The following is a 16,999-nucleotide window of genomic DNA, read 5'->3' as shown; positions in this document are numbered from 1 at the left end:
GCGAGCCGTCGTCGTCTCCACCTGTCTGATCGTGCTGGAGACCGGGAGAGCCGCCCGTATGTCCTCGATCGCCGTACCGGCCCTCGTCGCGCCCCGCCGCGCCTGGCTGACCGACCTGCCCCTCCTGCTCGTGGCGGTGGTGTGGGGCGCGAGCTATCTCGCCGCCAAGGACATCACCACCGCGCGGACGGTGATCGCGGTGCTCGTCCTGCGGTTCGCCGTCGTCCTGCCGGTTCTGGCGGTCGTCGGGTGTCGCTCGCTGCGCGCGCTGAGCGCCGCCCAGTGGCGTGGTGCCGGGCTGCTCGGGCTGATCCTCGCCGGGATCTTCCTCCTGGAGACGTACGGGGTCGTGCACACCTCGGCGACCAACGCCGGCCTCGTCATCAGCCTCACCATGATCTTCACGCCGCTCGCCGAGTCCGCCGTGACCCGCGTCCGGCCCACCCGTGGGTTCCTCGCGGCGGCGGGGGTCTCGGTGCTCGGCGTCGTGCTGCTCACCCAGGGCGCCGGCCTCACCCGGCCCTCCGCCGGCGACCTGCTGATGCTGCTCGCGGCCGTCGCCCGCACCGCGCACGTCCTGGCGATGTCCCGGGTCAGGTCCGTCCAGGGCGCCGCCGCGCTGCCCCTGACGACCGTCCAACTGGGCGCGGCTGTCGCGGTGTTCGCGCTGCTGTCGGCCGGCACCGGGACGCCGGTGTGGGACACGGCCGCGGGTTTCGGGCCCGGGGAGTGGGCCGGGCTGGTGTTCCTGTCGGTGTTCTGCACCCTCTTCGCCTTCTTCGTGCAGATGTGGGCCGTACGCCGGACCTCGCCCTCCCGGGTCAGCCTCCTGCTGGGCACGGAGCCCCTGTGGGCCGCCGCGGCCGGGATCGCGCTCGGCGGGGAGCGGCTCGGGGCGCTTGGGCTGGTGGGGGGCGTCCTGGTGCTCGCGGGGACGGCGTGGGGGCGCCGCGCGGCAGGTTAACTTCGCGAAAACTCAACGGACGTGACGGGAAAAATCTCCAAAGTTGTCATTGACATGCCATCGTCTACGCGCGTCATCATGGGGCATGAGATTCCCCCCACGCGCCACCAGGATCGGCACCACCGCCGCACTCCTGTCCGCCCTCCTCGTGGGCGGCACCGTCTCCGCCACCACGGCGGACGCCGCGGCCACGGCAGTCGGCAGCGTCTGTCACAGCAGGCTCCCCGCCCAGGCGTACGACACACTCGACCTGATCGAGCAGGGCGGCCCGTACCCGTACTCGCAGGACGGAGCCGTCTTCCAGAACCGCGAGGCGGTGCTGCCCGCGCAGTCGACCGGCTACTACCACGAGTACACGGTCAAGACCCCCGGGTCGTCCACGCGCGGCGCACGCCGCATCGTGACCGGGAAGAAGACCCAGGAGGACTACTACACCGGTGACCACTACGTCACCTTCAACCTGATCAACTACGGCTGCTGAGCCGCCGACCGATCAGGACCGACCGTCGAGGAACGGTGCGACCGGCCGCACACGCGTCGCGGTCAGCCGGTCCGGTGGCTCTCGGCGACGGCGAACAGCGCGAACGCCAGCACGACGAGGACGACGCAGGCGTAGACCTCGTGACCGTCGAGGAAACCGAGGCGCTGCACGAGCCCCACGTGCCAGTGGGTGAACTCGTGCAACAGACCGAGCACGCCCTGCACCAGGGCGATGAAACCGAGTAGCTCCAGCAGCTGCTTCATGCAAAAGACCCTCGCCCCGCGGGCCCCCCACACGCATCACTCCGCGGGGCGAGGCACGTTCGACGGAAGTACCCCGAATCCGGCGCGCTCGCGCCGAAAGTCGACGGCTGCGCGACTTCGGTCGCGGATCCCGCTCGCGGGGAGGTGGTACGGGCCGCGCCTGCGTAGATTTGTCGACCGTGAGTGGTGACGAGACGACGCGGCTGCTGCCGTTACCGGCGGGTGATCCGGCGCCCCGCCCGCGCACCGAGCCGGAACTGCGCAAGTGGCTGTTGCCCTCCGCCGTGGTGCACGCACTCGACCCCGACGCCGCGCGGAACGGGCGGCCCCGGCGCACCGCCCGGGACTGGATCGTCGACTTCTCCTGCTTCCTCCTGGCCGTCGCCATCGGCCTGGCCGCCGCCGACTCCCTGCCCGACGAGCACGGGCTCTCGCCGGCCCTCGCCGTCGTCGACCAGCTCGTCGGCGCCGTGGCCTGCGGCGCGGTCTGGCTGCGCCGCCGGTGGCCGGTCGGCCTCGCCGTCGCGATGGTCCCGGTCGGTTTCGTCTCCAACACCGCGGGCGGCGCCGTCATGGTCGCCCTGTTCACGCTCGCCGTGCACCGGCCCTTCCGGTACGTGGCCTGGATCGGCGGTGTCTCCCTCGCCCTGGTCCCGCTCTTCTACGTGCTGCGCCCCGAACCCGACCTGCCGTACGCGGCGGCCGTCGCGCTCATCGCGCTGCTCACCCTGACGATCATCGGCTGGGGCATGCTGGCCCGCGCCAAACGGCAGCTCATGCTGAGTCTGCGGGACCGGGCCCGGCGCGCGGAGACGGAGGCGCGGCTGCGGGCCGAGCAGGCGCAGCGGCTCGCCCGCGAGGCCATCGCGCGGGAGATGCACGACGTGCTCGCCCACCGGCTGACGTTGCTGAGCGTGCACGCCGGCGCCCTGGAGTTCCGGCCGGACGCGCCCCGCGCGGAAGTGGCACGGGCGGCCGGCGTCATCCGGGAGAGCGCGCACGAGGCGCTACAGGACCTGCGGGAGATCATCGGCGTCCTGCGGGCCGCCGAGGCCGACGACACGGGCCGCCCCCAGCCGACGCTCGCCGCCCTGGACGCGCTCGCCGCCGAGTCCCGCGAGGCCGGCACGAAGGTCAGTCTCGACAACCGTGTCACCGACCCCGCCGGCGTCCCGGCCTCCGTCGGCCGCACCGCCTACCGCATCGCCCAGGAAGGTCTCACCAACGCCCGCAAGCACGCCCCGGGCACGGAGGTCACCGTCCGAGTCACCGGCGCCCCGGGCGACGGGCTCGTCATGACCGTGAGCAACCCCGCGCCCGACGGCCCGGTACCGGCCGTTCCCGGCTCCGGCCAGGGCCTGATCGGCCTGACCGAACGGGCCACACTGGCCGGGGGCCGGCTGGAGCACGGGCCGGACGTGGACGGGGGGTTCCGGGTGTCGGCCTGGCTGCCGTGGGGGTGAGCGGGCCGCGAGGCCGCGGCCACGGACGACCGCCGTACTCGCCGGGCGCCCAACTCGCGTGCCCCGAGCGTGATTACGTAGCCCCATGACTGCGATCAGACTGCTCCTCGTCGACGACGACCCGCTGGTGAGGGCCGGACTCTCCCTGATGCTGGGCGGCGCCGAGGACATCGAGATCGTCGGCGAGGCGGCCGACGGCGCCGAGGTCGAGGCACTGGTCGACCGCACCCGCCCCGACGTCGTCCTCATGGACATCCGGATGCCGTCGGTGGACGGCCTCACCGCCACCGAGCGGCTGCGACGCCGGCCGGACGCCCCGCAGGTCGTGGTCCTCACCACCTTCCACGCGGACGAGCAGGTGCTGCGGGCGCTGCGCGCGGGCGCCGCCGGGTTCGTCCTCAAGGACACCCGGCCCGCCGAGATCCTCGCCGCGGTGCGCAGGGTCGCGGCGGGCGAGCCCGTCCTGTCGCCGACCGTCACCCGCCGCCTGATGGACCACGCGGCCGGTACCACCGCCGACACCCGCCGCGCGCGTGCGCGGGACCGCATCGCCCTTCTGAACGACCGCGAGACCGAGGTCGCCGTCGCGGTCGGCCGGGGCCTCGCCAACGCGGAGATCGCCGGCGCGCTCTTCATGAGCGTCGCCACCGTCAAGACCCACGTCTCGCGCGTCCTGGCCAAGCTCGACCTCAACAACCGCGTGCAGATCGCCCTGTTGACGTACGACGCGGGACTGCTGGAGGAAGCCGAAGGAGACACGGCGTAGGCCGGTCCGCCCGGTCCGCCCGGTCCCGAGGGAGGGAGGCGTGCGTGGCGGGTACGACCTGAGCGGGTCCGGCCGCCGGTTCAGCGGGCCGCCGTACGCCTGAAGGCCGGGAGTTACGTCATCCATTACGGGCCCGTGGAGTTCCGCTGGTCGCCGTGGAGCTTCAGTTTGGGAGTTCCGCCGGTCGCCGTGGGCCTTCAGCCCGGGAGTTCCGCCGGTCGCCGTCGGCCCTCAGGCCGGGAGTTCCGCCGGCCGCCGTGGGCCTTCAGCCCGGGAGCTCCGCCGGTCGTACCGGTCGGCGCTCGCGTCTGGAGACTTCGCAGGCCTCGGCGATCCGCAGCGCCTGGAGGGCTTCGCGGCCGTCGCAGGGATTGGCCCGCTCGCCCCGCACCACCTCGACGAACGCGGACAGTTCGGCGTCGTAGGCGGGTCCGAACCGCTCCAGGAACCCGGTCCACGGCTTGTCGGCGGCGGGCGGACCGGTCGGCTCGGTGGACGCGATCGGCGTGCGGTCGTCCAGACCGACCACGATCTGGTCGAGCTCCCCGGCCAGTTCCATGCGTACGTCGTAGCCGGCGCCGTTCAGCCGGGTCGCCGTCGCGGTGGCGAGCGTGCCGTCGTCCAGGGTGAGGACGACCGCGGCCGTGTCGACGTCCCCCAGTTCGCGGAACATCGCGGGTCCGGCGTCGGACCCGGCCGCGAACACGTCGACGACCTCGCGTCCGGTCACCCAGCGCACCACGTCGAAGTCGTGGATCAGGGTGTCCCGGTACAGCCCGCCGGACTGCGTCAGATAGGCGGCGGGCGGCGGCGCCTGGTCCGAGGTCATCGCCCTGACGGTGTGCAGTCGCCCGAGCCGCCCCGAGCCGACCGCTTCCCGCGCGCCCGTGTAACCGGCGTCGAAGCGGCGCTGGAACCCCATCTGGAGAACCGTCCCGGCCGTCTCGACCTCGGTGATCGCCTGCAGGGTGCCGGGCAGATCGAGCGCGATCGGCTTCTCGCAGAACACCGGCAGCCCCGAGCGTGCTGCCCGACCGATCAGTTCGGCGTGCGCCGACGTCGCCGTCGTGATGACCACCGCGTCGACCCCCCACCGGAAGATCTCGTCGATTCCCGGCGCCGCCGTCTCGCCGAGGCGGTGGGCCAGATCCTGCGCCCGCGAGGGGTCCGCGTCGGTGAGGATCAGGGAGCCGACCTCCCGGTTCCGGCTGAGGGTGTTCGCATGGATGGTGCCGATCCGGCCAGTTCCGATGACTCCGATGCGCATGTGACCAAAGTGCGGGCCCACCCGGCACGCTGTCAATGCGTATGTCCGGACAATCGGACTACATAGCTTCCCGTCAACCATGCACGCGGCTACGCTCGGCCCGTGCCCAAACCTGGAGTGGACCCGACCGTGACGCTCGAACTCAGTGTGGACCGGAGCAGTCCGGTGCCGTTGTACTTCCAGCTGTCCCAGCAGCTCGAGGCCGCGATCGAGCACGGAAAGCTGACCCCCGGCAGCCTCCTGGGCAACGAGATCGAACTCGCCGGCCGGCTCGGTCTGTCCCGGCCCACCGTCCGCCAGGCCATCCAGTCGCTCGTCGACAAGGGCCTGCTGGTGCGCCGCCGCGGGGTCGGCACGCAGGTCGTGCACAGCCAGGTCAAGCGTCCGCTGGAACTCAGCAGCCTTTTCGACGACCTGGAGGCGGCCGGCCAGCGCCCCGCGACGAAGGTCCTGGTCAATACGGTCGTCCCGGCGACCGCGGAGATCGCCGCGGCGCTCGGCGTGGCCGAGGACAGCGACGTGCACCGGGTGGAACGGCTGCGGCTCTCGCACGGTGAGCCGATGGCGTACCTGTGCAACCACCTCCCGCCCGGACTGCTCGACCTGGACACCGCACAACTCGAGGCGACCGGTCTGTACCGGCTGATGCGCGGCGCGGGGATCACGCTGCACAGCGCCCGCCAGTCCATCGGCGCCCGCGGGGCCACCGCGGCCGAGGCCGAGCGGCTCGCCGAGCAGGAGGGTGCGCCGCTGCTCACCATGCAGCGCACGACCTTCGACGACACCGGCCGAGCGGTCGAGTTCGGCTCCCACACCTACCGGCCGTCGCGCTACTCCTTCGAGTTCCAGCTGCTCGTACGGCCATGAGCGCCGGGACTTCACGCTGCTGGGGACCGCTCGGTGCCGGACGGGTTCGTCGCAATGTCAGGACAAAGCCACCGGCGCCCACCATGAGGTGAGCAACCCTTTCGTCCGGCCCGGCGAGGGGGGCGACGGCAGGCGGTCGCACGCCCGGCCACGATCACGCCGGAGGAGCCGACGCAGGCCGAGGGGCCGAACCGAGCCCGACGCGGCGGGCGGCGGGCCGAAAGGAGCCCGGCTCGCAGACCGAAGGTCGGAGACGACGCCGGCCCGCAGACCGATGGCCCGAAACGAGTCCGGCAAGCCAGCCGGCGGGCCGAGGCGAGCCCGGCGACCTCTGTCACACGTGGGAAGACGCAGGCAGGAGCGTGTGCGGCCGCGCCACCAGCCACAACGTGCCCACACCCGGCGGACGTCACAGGCCCGCCGCCGCTCCCCGGCACGGCACCCCCCTCGCGCGTGAGGCAGAATCGGGCCTGATGAGCACCTACGGCAACTTCAGCGCCCCCATCGGCTCCCGCCGCGCGACAGCGCTCCGCACGGTCGGCACCCGGGAACGCCGCTCGCACCTGACCGCACCCCGGGTGCCCACGGTCGGCATCGACATCGGCGGTACGAAGGTGATGGCGGGCGTCGTCGACGCCGACGGCAACATCCTGGAGAAGCTCCGCGCGGAGACCCCGGACAAGTCGAAGAGCCCCAAGGTCGTCGAGGACACCATCGTCGAACTGGTCCTGGACCTGTCCGACCGGCACGACGTGCACGCGGTCGGCATCGGCGCGGCCGGCTGGGTCGACGCCGACCGCAACCGGGTCCTGTTCGCGCCCCACCTGTCGTGGCGCAACGAGCCCCTGAGGGACCGTATCTCCAGCCGTCTCGCCGTCCCCGTGCTGGTCGACAACGACGCCAACACCGCCGCCTGGGCCGAGTGGCGCTTCGGAGCGGGCCGCGGCGAGGACCACCTCGTCATGATCACGCTGGGTACCGGTATCGGCGGCGCCATCCTGGAGGACGGCCAGGTCAAGCGCGGCAAGTTCGGTGTGGCCGGCGAGTTCGGCCATATGCAGGTCGTGCCCGGCGGCCACCGCTGCCCCTGCGGCAACCGCGGCTGCTGGGAGCAGTACAGCTCCGGCAACGCGCTGGTCAGGGAGGCGCGCGAACTGGCCGCGGCCGACTCCCCGGTCGCCTACGGGATCATCGAGCACGTCAAGGGCAACATCGCCGACATCACCGGCCCGATGATCACCGAGCTGGCCCGCGAGGGCGACGCCATGTGCATCGAACTGCTCCAGGACATCGGCCAGTGGCTCGGCGTCGGCATCGCCAACCTGGCCGCCGCCCTCGACCCGTCCTGCTTCGTGATCGGCGGCGGCGTCAGCGCGGCCGACGACCTGCTCATCGGTCCCGCACGAGACGCCTTCAAGCGCCAGCTCACCGGCCGCGGCTACCGGCCCGAGGCCCGCATCGCCCGCGCCCAGCTCGGCCCCGAGGCCGGCATGGTCGGCGCCGCGGACCTGGCCCGGCTGGTCGCCCGCCGCTTCCGGCGCGCCAAGCGGCGCCGGGTGGAGCGCTACGAGCGCTACGAGCGGTACACGGAGGCCCGCCGCACCACCCAGGAGACGCTGTGACGGCCGCACTGCCCCACCAGGCCGCCGCCCCCGGCGAGCCGCCCCACCCGGCCGAGGACCACCGGCACATGATCCGGCGCCGGGCGATCACCCTGCTCATCATCGTGCTGCTCATCGGCGTGCCGGCCGGCTATCTGCTGATCTCCGCCGAACAGAGCCGCGACAGCGGCAAGGCCAAGCAGGACAAGTACTCGGCGACCGGCCTCACCCCGGCCTGGCCCTCCAAGGTGCAGCGCCGCGTCTACCAGGTCCCGATTCCGCACCCGGCGGACATGGTCGCCTACTACGAGACCAACAACTGGAAGACCAGCCGTCTCTACGTCCAGTTCCGGACCACCAACGCGGGCCTGGACGCCTTCCTGACCGGCATGGGCGCCCGCCGGGCGGACCTGCGGCGGGACCACATCAGCATCAACGCCCGCGACCGGGCCATCAGCGGCTGGTCGTTCACCGGCCCCGGCCAGTGGTGGGGCCTGGTCCACGCCCAGAAGAACCCGGCGCCCACCCAGGACGTCATCCTGAACCTGGCCAACCCCACCTACCCGATGGTGTACGTCGTCTCGCGCACGGTTCCCTGACCGGGCGGCCCAGGCTCGTCGCCGGAGCCGATTGTCAGACCCCGCCCGTAGAGTCGAAGACGTCTGACGCGATCGGCGGGCGGGAGGTGACAGGGCGTATGAGCGAGGTGTCGGTGGAGGACGTAACGTCCGTTTCCATGCGGCTCGCGGCTGTCTTCCTGCCCGCGCCCCTGCCGCGCGAGGGACGCGTGGCGTTCTGGGACCCCGAGGGCGGGCCGCTGCCCGGCGAGGGCGCCGGACACACCGAGCTCACCGTCGTCCGCCGGCACGGCACAGCGGTCCGGCGCGGGCCCGCTCCCGCCCTGTCGCTGCGGATCGAGGAGGCGCTGCCCCTGCTCGTGCGCGCCCGCCGCGACCGGACCGCCCACCCCGCCACCGCCTGCTGGGGCGCGGCCGCCCTGCACGCGCTGCGGCTCGCCTCGCGCGGCCGGCTGCTGCCCGGACTGACGGCCACCGGTCACGACGCCTGGCGGGCCGGCCCCCTGGACCCCGACGACATCGCGCACCTGCGGGCGGTCGCCGCCGCGCTGCCCCACGAGGGCCACGCCGTCCCGCTGCCCGGCCCGGGCCCGCTCCGGCTGCCCGAACCGGCGGCGCTGATGCGCGCCTTCCTGGACGCCGTCGCGGACACCCTGCCGCGCACCCCCGCCGCGCCGCACGCCTCCGGCAGGCCCTTCGCGGACCGCCGGCCGCAGCGCCTGCCCGACGCCCAGGACTGGGCCGCGGAGGTCGCCGCCGGCATGGACGCGGGCGTGCGGATCTCGCTCCGCCTGGACCTGGCGGCGCACGAACTGTTCGACGGCGGCGACCGCGGCGACGGCGGGGGCGAGGGCGTCCGCAGCGCGGGCGCCGCCATCGTCCAGGTGCACAGCCTCGCCGACCCCACCCTCGTGGCCGACGCGGCCGCCCTGTGGAGCGGCTCGGCCGACGCGGCGTTCGGCCCGCGCGCACGCGTGGACGCGGCCCTCGCCGTGCGGCGCGCGGCCCGCGTGTGGCCCCCGCTCGACCGGCTCGCCGAGCAGGACGTACCCGACGTCCTGGCGCTGTCCGACGAGGAGCTGGGCGACCTCCTCGGCGTCGCGGCCACCCGGCTCGCCGCAGCCGGGGTCGCCGTGCACTGGCCCCGGGACCTCGCGCAGGACCTGACCGCGGCCGCGGTGGTGCGATCCGCGCCGGGCTCCGCGACCGACGGCACGGGCTTCTTCGAGAGCGAGGAACTCCTCCAGTTCCGCTGGCAGCTCGCCCTCGGCGGCGACCCGCTCACCGAGGGCGAGATGGACCGACTCGCCGAGGCCCACCGCCCGGTCGTCCGCCTGCGGGACCAGTGGGTGCTCGTCGACCCGGCGCTCGTCCGCAAGGCACGCAAGCGCGAACTCGGCCTGCTCGACCCCGTCGACGCGCTGTCCGTCGCCCTCACCGGCAGCGCGGAGGTCGACGGCGAGACGGTGGAGGCGGTACCGGTCGGCGCGCTCGCCGTCCTGCGCGACCGGCTCACGGCCGGGGTGCGGCCCGCCAGCCCGCCGCCGGGCCTCGACGCCACCCTCCGCGACTACCAGCTCCGCGGTCTGGCCTGGCTGGACCTCATGACCTCCCTTGGCCTCGGCGGCTGCCTCGCCGACGACATGGGGCTCGGCAAGACGATCACCCTCATCGCGCTCCACCTGCGCCGGGCCCGCCGGGAACCCACCCTGGTGGTCTGCCCCGCCTCGCTGCTCGGCAACTGGCAGCGGGAGATCACCCGGTTCGCGCCCGGCGTGCCGGTCCGCCGCTACCACGGCCCGGAGCGCACCCTGGACGACCTCGCCGGCGGCTTCGTCCTCACGACGTACGGCACCATGCGGTCGGCGGCGGCCACGCTGGCCCAGTACGGCTGGGGCATGGTCGTCGCCGACGAGGCGCAGCACGTCAAGAACCCCTACTCGGCGACGGCGAAGGCGTTGCGCACGATCCCGTCGCCCGCGCGCGTGGCCCTCACCGGCACGCCCGTCGAGAACAACCTCTCGGAACTCTGGGCGTTGCTGGACTGGACGACCCCGGGACTGCTCGGACCCCTGAAGTCGTTCCGCGCCCGGCACGCGCGCGCGGTGGAGAACGGCGAGGACGAGGAGGCGGTCCACCGGCTGGCCCGCCTCGTCCGCCCCTTCCTGCTGCGCCGCAAGAAGTCCGACCCCGGCATCGTCCCCGAGCTGCCGCCGAAGACGGAGACCGACCACCCCGTCCCGCTCACCCGCGAACAGGCCGCGCTGTACGAGGCGGTGGTGCGCGAGTCACTGCTGGCCATCGAGACGGCGGAGGGCATCGGCCGCCGGGGCCTGGTGCTGAAGCTCCTCACCTCCCTCAAGCAGATCTGCGACCACCCCGCGCTGTACCTGAAGGAGGAGGACGGTCCGGCCCGGAGCGACAGCCCCGCCGCCCGCTCCGGCAAACTCGCCCTGCTCGACGAGCTGTTGGACACCGTGCTGGCGGAGGACGGCTCGGCGATCGTCTTCACCCAGTACGTCGGCATGGCCCGCCTGATCACCTCCCACCTCGCCACCCGGGCCGTCCCGGTCGACCTCCTGCACGGCGGGACCCCGGTACCGGAACGGGAGCGCATGGTGGACCGCTTCCAGAGCGGCGCGACGCCGGTGCTCGTGCTGTCCCTCAAGGCGGCCGGCACCGGCCTGAACCTGACCCGCGCGGGGCACGTCGTCCACTTCGACCGCTGGTGGAACCCGGCCGTCGAGGAACAGGCCACCGACCGCGCCTACCGCATCGGCCAGACCCAGCCCGTGCAGGTCCACCGCCTCATCACGGAGGGCACCGTCGAGGACCGCATCGCCGAGATGCTGGAGGCCAAGAGGGCCCTGGCCGACGCGATCCTCGGCTCCGGCGAGTCCGCCCTCACCGAACTGACGGACCGCGAGCTGACCGACCTGGTCTCGCTGCGGAGTGACGCCTGATGTCCGGGCCGGCCGACGAGGCCCGCCGGGCGCTGCACGCCGCGCGCGAGCGCGGGAACCGGGAGGCGGACGGTGACACCGTCGACGCCGCTCCCGACCCCGGCGCGGTCGCCCGGTCGCGACCCGCGGCACCCGCCGAGCCCGAGACCAACCGCCCCGGCGACGCGGCCCGCGCCGCGCTGCGGCGGGCCGTCACCGCCAGACGAGTGGCGGCGGCGACCGACGACATGGCGGAGGACTCGCCGACCGACACCCCTGGCGGCGAGCAGGACCGGCCCGGCGAGGAGGCGGCGCCCGCCTCTCGGCCGGAGGCAGCCCCTCCGGCCGTGGCGCGGGAGGCTACGGGGGAGGGCCCCGCGGGTGTGGCTCCGGAGGCCACCGGGGAGGCCCTTGCCGGTGTGGCTGGGGAGGCTACGGGGGAGGGCCCTGCGAGTGCGGCTCGGGAGGCTACGGGTGACGGCCCCGCGGGTGTGGCTCCGGAGGCCACCGGGGAGGCCCTTGCCGGTGTGGCTGGGGAGGCTACGGGGGACCGTCCTGTCGGTGTGGCCGGTGTGGCCGGTGTGGCCGGTGTGGCCGGTGTGGCCGGTGTGGCCGGTGTGGCCGGTGTGGCCGGTGTGGCCGGTGTGGCCGGTGTGGCTACGGGGGTTGGCCCTGCGCAAGTTGCCCGCCGCGCCGCGGGTGAGCGGCCTGCGGACGTGGCCCGCGAGGCCCTCCGCGCTGCTCGTGGCGAGGGGCGGAGGGCATGGGCGGACAGGGACGGCCGCGAAGGTGCCGGAGCGACGGGCGGGGAGGGTGCGCGCGGGGCGATGGGCTCCGGGGCGGGCGGCGAGCCCGTGACGTCTACGACGCGCGCGGGCGTCGAGGGCGTGGTTGGGCGGAGGGGCTCCGAGGCGGGTCGCGATGCTGCGGCGTCTACGACGCGCGCGGGCGTCGAGGGTGTGGACGGGCGGAGGGGCTCCGAGGCGGGTCGCGATGGCGCGACGTACGCCGGGCGCGCGGGCGCCGAGGGCGTGGACGGGCGGAGGGGCTCCGAGGCGGGTGGCGATGCTGCGGCGTCTACGACGCGCGCGGGCGCGGACGGGGCGGCGCGTCGCCCGACCGGGCCTGCCACCCGCGTGCGGCGAGGCGCGCGGGGTGCGCTGGGAGGCGCGGCCGAGGTCCGGGGCCGCGCCGTGCGGGAACTGCTCGGGGACGCCTTCCGGATGCCCGGCGCGGAGGACCCGGTGGCGGAGGAGTTGGCGGAGCCGGATGCCGGTAGGTCTGCCGGCGGCCCGGTTCGGGAAGGCGGGGACGCGCCCGGGACGCCGGGAGCGGAGGACCGGGTGGGGGAGGAGTCTGCGGAAACGGATGGCGGCATCCCACGGTCCGTGGCCGCCCCCGGCCGGTCCATGGCCGCCCCCGGCCGGTCCATGGCCGCGCCCGGCCGTGACGGTGAGCTGCGGCGTACCTTCGACGCGTTTCCGGGCAGGCCGTCCGGTGGTGACCGCTTCGCGGAGACGTGGTGGGGGAACGCCTGGGTGACGGCGTTGGAGGAGGGGGCGCTGGACGCGAAGCGACTGATGCGTGGCCGGGCCTACGCGGAGCAGGGGCACGTGGACGCCATCACGGTGACACCGGGGCTCGTGCTCGCCTATGTGCGGGGCAGCCGTCCCCGGCCGTACCGCGTGCAGGTGCGGCTGCGCACGCTCGGCGACGTCGGCTGGGAGCGGTTCCTGGAGGCCGCCGCCGAGCGGCCCGGGCACATCGCCGCGCTCCTCGACAAGGAGCTGCCGCAGACCCTCGCCGACTGCGGAGTGCCGCTGCTTCCCGGCCCGGGCGACCTCGAACCCCGGTGCAGCTGCCCCGACTCCGGTCACCCCTGCAAGCATGCGGCGGCCCTGTGCTACCAGACCGCGCGCCTGCTGGACGCAGACCCCTTCGTGCTGCTCCTGCTGCGCGGGCGAGGCGAACGCGACCTGCTCGACGCCCTGTCCCGGCGCAGCGCCACCCGCGCGGCCCGCGCCGCCCAGGAGCAGAAACCCGCCCCGCTCCCCGGCGTGCGGGCCACCGACGCCGTCGCACCACGCCGGCTCCCGCCCCTTCCCGCCCCCCTGTCGGTGCCCCCGCACCCCGGGCAGCCCCCGGTGTACCCCGCGGCCCCGGGCGGCCCCGACCCCTTCGCGCTGGACCAGTTGGCGACCGATGCGGCCGCCCGCGCCCACGCCCTGCTCGCCACCGGCCGCGACCCGGTCGGTGAACTGACGCTGTGGCAGGATGCCGTACGGCTCGCCGCGGCCCGCCCCGGTTCGGGTCTCACCGCAGGCTCTCGCGCCCTCTACTCCTCGCTCGCCTCCGCCGCCGGCCGGACCCCTGCCGAGCTGGCGCGGGCGGTCGCCGCCTGGCGCCAGGGCGGCCTGGAGGGCCTCAGCGTCCTCGACGAGCCCTGGGACCCGCCCGCCGGGCGCTTCGACCGGGCCCGCCCGCTGCTCCTCGCCGCCGACCTCCCCGCCTTCCGGCCCTGGCGCAACCACCTGACCCACCCGCGCGGTCACGTCCAACTCCGCCTGGGCCGCGACGGCTTGTGGTACGCCTACGAGTCCGAGCCGGGCCGGGACGACTGGTGGCCCCGCGGCACACCCGACCTGGACCCGGTCGGCGCGCTGACGGGCCTGGGCGCGGCGAGCGACCTCTGAGCAAGGAACCCCCCGCGGCGAGCGGCCTCTGAGCGAGGAACCCCCGCCCGGGGAACCCGGGGAACCCGGGGAACCGCCGGAGCGGATCCGCGGGTTCGACAGGCCGATGGCCGTACAGCTGCGGGCAGCAGCGGGTCGCCGACCTTCGTACGCGGCCCGGTGCCCGGGCGAGGAGTTCGCGGCAGCCCCTACGGAGCGCACCAGGTACGTCAGTGATACGCGTGGACCACGGCGTGACCCCTGCCGCGGCCGATCATCCACTTGTTCACGGGCGTGGTGATCAGGAAGGCGATGGCGAAGCCGCCCAGCAGGGCCGACCAGAAGAGTCCGTCGGACAGCTGGGCCTCCATCGCGCCCGGGGTGAGGGCGATGATGGTGTTGTCGACCAGTTCCATGACGGCGATCGACACGGTGTCGGCGGCCAGCGCCACCTTGACGGCGGCCCTCAGGTCCAGTCCGGCCCGGCGTACCGCGAACAGTGTGAAGGAGTAGCCGAACAGGAACGCGAGGACGATCGCGACGACCATGGTCGGTACGTTGCCCCAGCCGAGGGCGGTGCCGACGATCATGCCGAGGATCTCGCCGATGGCGCACCCGGTCAGGCAGTGCAGCGTCGCCCTCACCGCCGTCGGCCAGGAGGCGCCCCCGTGCTCCGCGTGGGAGGTGCGACCGTGGAGGTGGCCTTCGTGATCGTCCGGGTCCTGCGGGGCACCCGCTCGGTGACCGCCGTGCTGATCGCCGTGCTGACCGCCGTGCTGACCGCCGTGGTGACCACTGTGCTGATCGCTGTGGTTCATGACCGCATCTCCGTTGTCCGATCGTGTGGGTGACTCAGCGGGTGGCCTGGAAGGAGCGCAGGCGCAGGGAGTTGCCGACGACGAAGACCGAGGAGAAGGCCATGGCCGCCCCGGCGATCATCGGGTTGAGCAGGCCGGCCGCGGCGAGCGGCAGCGCGGCCACGTTGTAGGCGAAGGCCCAGAAGAGGTTGGAGCGGATGGTGTTGAGGGTGCGGCGGGCGAGGCGGATGGCGTCCGCCGCGGCGCGCAGGTCGCCCCGCACCAGGGTCAGGTCGCCGGCCTCGATCGCGGCGTCCGTGCCCGTGCCCATGGCGAGGCCCAGGTCGGCCTGGGCGAGGGCGGCCGCGTCGTTGACGCCGTCGCCGACCATCGCGACCGAACAGCCCTCGTCCTGGAGGCGTTTGACCACGTCCACCTTGTCCTGCGGCAGCACCTCGGCGATGACGTCCTCGGGCGCGATGCCGACCTCGCGGGCGACGGACTCGGCCACGGCCCGGTTGTCGCCGGTCAGCAGGATCGGCCTGAGGCCGAGGGCGCGCAACCGGGCGATGGCCTCGGGGCTGGTCTGCTTCACGGCGTCGGCGATCTCCAGGACCGCCCGTGCCTCGCCGTCCCACGCGACGGCGATCGCGGTGCGCCCGGCTGCCTCGGCCTCGGCCTTGGCCCGCGCCAACTCCGCCGGCAACTCCATGGCCCACTCCTCGAGCAGTCGCTCCCGGCCGACGAGGACCGCGTGGCCGTCGACGATGCCCTGCACACCGAGGCCGGGGACGTTCGCGAAGTCCTCGGGCGTGGGCAGCGAACCCAGCTTCCGCAGGGCCCCGTCGGCGACGGCACGGGCGACGGGATGTTCGGAGGAGTGCTCCAACGCACCGGCCAGCCGCAGGACTTCGGCTTCGTCGCGGTTGTCCGCGGGGTGTACGGCCAGCAGGGTCATGCGACCGGTGGTGACGGTGCCGGTCTTGTCGAGGACGACGGTGTCGAGCTTGCGGGTGGACTCCAGGACCTCCGGGCCCTTGATGAGGATGCCGAGCTGGGCGCCGCGTCCGGTGCCGACCAGCAGCGCGGTCGGGGTGGCCAGTCCGAGGGCGCACGGGCAGGCGATGATCAGTACGGCGACGGCGGCGGTGAAGGCCGCGGTCAGTCCGGCGCCGTTGCCGAGCCAGAAGCCGAGGGTGCCCAGGGCGAGGGCGATCACGATCGGCACGAAGACGGCGGAGATCCGGTCCGCGAGCCGCTGTGCGGCGGCCTTCCCGTTCTGGGCGTCCTCGACCAGCCTCGCCATCCGGGCCAGTTGGGTGTCGGCGCCGACCCGGGTGGCCTCGACGACGAGACGACCGCCGGCGTTGAGGGTCGCGCCGGTGACGGAGTCGCCCGGGCAGACCTCCACGGGTACGGACTCACCGGTGAGCATCGAGGCGTCGACCGCCGACGAGCCCTCGACGACCACCCCGTCGGTGGCGATCTTCTCGCCGGGGCGTACGAGGAAGCGGTCACCGACCTGCAACTCGGCCGTGGGTACGGTCCGTTCGCTGCCGTCGGGGCGCAGCAGGGTGACGTCCTTCGCGCCCAGCTCCAGCAGCGCCTTCAGGGCCGCGCCCGCCTTCCGCTTGGAACGGGCCTCGAAGTACCGCCCGGCCAGGATGAAGGCGGTGACGCCGGCGGCGGCCTCCAGGTAGATGTTGCCGGCGCCGTCGCCGCGGGCGATGGTCAGCTCGAAGGGGTGGGTCATGCCGGGCATGCCCGCGGTCCCGAAGAACAGCGCCCACAACGACCACAGGAACGCGGCCGACGTACCGACGGAGATCAGGGTGTCCATGGTGGCCGCGCCGTGCCGTGCGTTGGTGAACGCCGCCTTGTGGAAGGGCCATCCCGCGTAGGTCACGACGGGTGCCGCAAGCGTCAGCGACAGCCACTGCCAGTACTCGAACTGCAGCGCCGGGACCATCGCCATCGCGACGACCGGGATCGCCAGCACCACGGCGGTGACCAACCGCTCCCGCAGCGGACGCAGTTCGTCGTCCGGGGCCGCCGTCTCGTCCTCGTTCCGGGGCCGGACGCGCACGGGGTCGGGCTCCCGCGCGGTGTATCCGGTCGCCTCGACGGTGGCTATCAGGTCGTGAACGGACACCTCGCCGCCGTAGCCGATTTTCGCCTTCTCGGTGGCGTAGTTGACGGTCGCGGTGACCCCGTCCATGCGGTTGAGCTTCTTCTCGATCCGGGCCGCGCACGAGGCGCAGGTCATGCCGCCGATGGCGAGCTCGACCTCGGCCCCGGCGCTGTTCGTGGTGGTGGACATGGCTGCTCCTCGTACGGA

The 16,999-nt window shown here is 74.0% G+C and carries 13 protein-coding genes; 9 read left to right on the top strand and 4 right to left on the bottom strand.

Going from position 1 to position 16,999, the window contains the following annotated elements:
* Positions 1 to 58: 58 nt before the first annotated feature.
* Together OG985_RS12470 and OG985_RS12465 are read left to right on the top strand one after the other, a co-directional pair.
* Positions 59 to 964 carry a DMT family transporter gene (locus OG985_RS12470; protein ID WP_371674348.1) on the top strand — a complete coding sequence of 302 codons (906 nt, stop codon included), beginning with the start codon at positions 59 to 61 and terminating at the stop codon, positions 962 to 964.
* Between the two features lie 85 nt (positions 965 to 1,049).
* Positions 1,050 to 1,445: a ribonuclease domain-containing protein gene (locus OG985_RS12465; RefSeq protein ID WP_371668368.1), complete on the top strand. Its 396-nt coding sequence runs from the start codon at positions 1,050 to 1,052 to the stop codon at positions 1,443 to 1,445.
* A gap of 62 nt (positions 1,446 to 1,507) precedes the next feature.
* Here the strand turns inward: OG985_RS12465 and OG985_RS12460 are convergent, their stop codons facing one another.
* Positions 1,508 to 1,708 carry a hypothetical protein gene (locus tag OG985_RS12460; RefSeq protein ID WP_371668367.1) on the bottom strand — a complete coding sequence of 67 codons (201 nt, stop codon included), beginning with the start codon at positions 1,706 to 1,708 and terminating at the stop codon, positions 1,508 to 1,510.
* A gap of 206 nt (positions 1,709 to 1,914) precedes the next feature.
* On the opposite strand from OG985_RS12460, the gene OG985_RS12455 reads away from it, so the two are divergent.
* Both OG985_RS12455 and OG985_RS12450 read left to right on the top strand, forming a co-directional pair.
* Complete coding sequence (locus tag OG985_RS12455; protein ID WP_371674347.1) at positions 1,915 to 3,171, top strand: sensor histidine kinase; 1,257 nt, start codon at positions 1,915 to 1,917, stop codon at positions 3,169 to 3,171.
* An 85-nt stretch (positions 3,172 to 3,256) separates the two neighbouring features.
* On the top strand, positions 3,257 to 3,937 hold the full coding sequence (locus OG985_RS12450) for a response regulator (RefSeq protein ID WP_371668366.1): 681 nt from the start codon (positions 3,257 to 3,259) through the stop codon (positions 3,935 to 3,937).
* A gap of 265 nt (positions 3,938 to 4,202) precedes the next feature.
* Here OG985_RS12450 and OG985_RS12445 read toward each other — a convergent pair whose 3' ends face one another.
* Positions 4,203 to 5,204: a Gfo/Idh/MocA family oxidoreductase gene (locus OG985_RS12445; RefSeq protein ID WP_371668365.1), complete on the bottom strand. Its 1,002-nt coding sequence runs from the start codon at positions 5,202 to 5,204 to the stop codon at positions 4,203 to 4,205.
* Between the two features lie 129 nt (positions 5,205 to 5,333).
* On the opposite strand from OG985_RS12445, the gene OG985_RS12440 reads away from it, so the two are divergent.
* The 5 genes from OG985_RS12440 (at position 5,334) to OG985_RS12420 (ending at position 13,885) form a co-directional block, all read left to right on the top strand.
* The gene (locus OG985_RS12440; protein WP_371674346.1) at positions 5,334 to 6,071 is read left to right on the top strand and encodes a GntR family transcriptional regulator; all 738 of its coding nucleotides are present in this window, start codon (positions 5,334 to 5,336) and stop codon (positions 6,069 to 6,071) included.
* Positions 6,072 to 6,544: 473 nt separating this feature from the next.
* Positions 6,545 to 7,693, top strand: coding sequence for an ROK family glucokinase (locus tag OG985_RS12435; RefSeq protein ID WP_371668364.1), 1,149 nt, complete (start codon positions 6,545 to 6,547; stop codon positions 7,691 to 7,693).
* Positions 7,690 to 8,271, top strand: coding sequence for a sugar kinase (locus OG985_RS12430; RefSeq protein WP_371668363.1), 582 nt, complete (start codon positions 7,690 to 7,692; stop codon positions 8,269 to 8,271). The genes OG985_RS12435 and OG985_RS12430 overlap by 4 nt, the downstream gene beginning before the upstream one ends.
* 98 nt (positions 8,272 to 8,369) lie before the next feature.
* Positions 8,370 to 11,213 carry a DEAD/DEAH box helicase gene (locus OG985_RS12425; protein WP_371668362.1) on the top strand — a complete coding sequence of 948 codons (2,844 nt, stop codon included), beginning with the start codon at positions 8,370 to 8,372 and terminating at the stop codon, positions 11,211 to 11,213.
* An 806-nt stretch (positions 11,214 to 12,019) separates the two neighbouring features.
* Positions 12,020 to 13,885, top strand: coding sequence for an SWIM zinc finger family protein (locus OG985_RS12420; RefSeq protein WP_371674345.1), 1,866 nt, complete (start codon positions 12,020 to 12,022; stop codon positions 13,883 to 13,885).
* A gap of 209 nt (positions 13,886 to 14,094) precedes the next feature.
* On the opposite strand, the gene OG985_RS12415 is transcribed toward OG985_RS12420, so the two are convergent.
* Both OG985_RS12415 and OG985_RS12410 read right to left on the bottom strand, forming a co-directional pair.
* Positions 14,095 to 14,682 (bottom strand): DUF4396 domain-containing protein, encoded by a 588-nt coding sequence (locus OG985_RS12415; RefSeq protein WP_371668361.1) that lies wholly within the window; start codon positions 14,680 to 14,682, stop codon positions 14,095 to 14,097.
* 34 nt (positions 14,683 to 14,716) lie between these two features.
* Positions 14,717 to 16,981 (bottom strand): heavy metal translocating P-type ATPase, encoded by a 2,265-nt coding sequence (locus OG985_RS12410; protein WP_371668360.1) that lies wholly within the window; start codon positions 16,979 to 16,981, stop codon positions 14,717 to 14,719.
* Between the last annotated feature and the right edge of the window lie 18 nt (positions 16,982 to 16,999).

The organism is Streptomyces sp. NBC_00289 (assembly GCF_041435115.1).
GTDB lineage: Bacteria > Actinomycetota > Actinomycetes > Streptomycetales > Streptomycetaceae > Streptomyces.
Note: the sequence above shows the minus strand (reverse complement) of the source record. Positions and strands in the feature narration are given on the sequence as shown.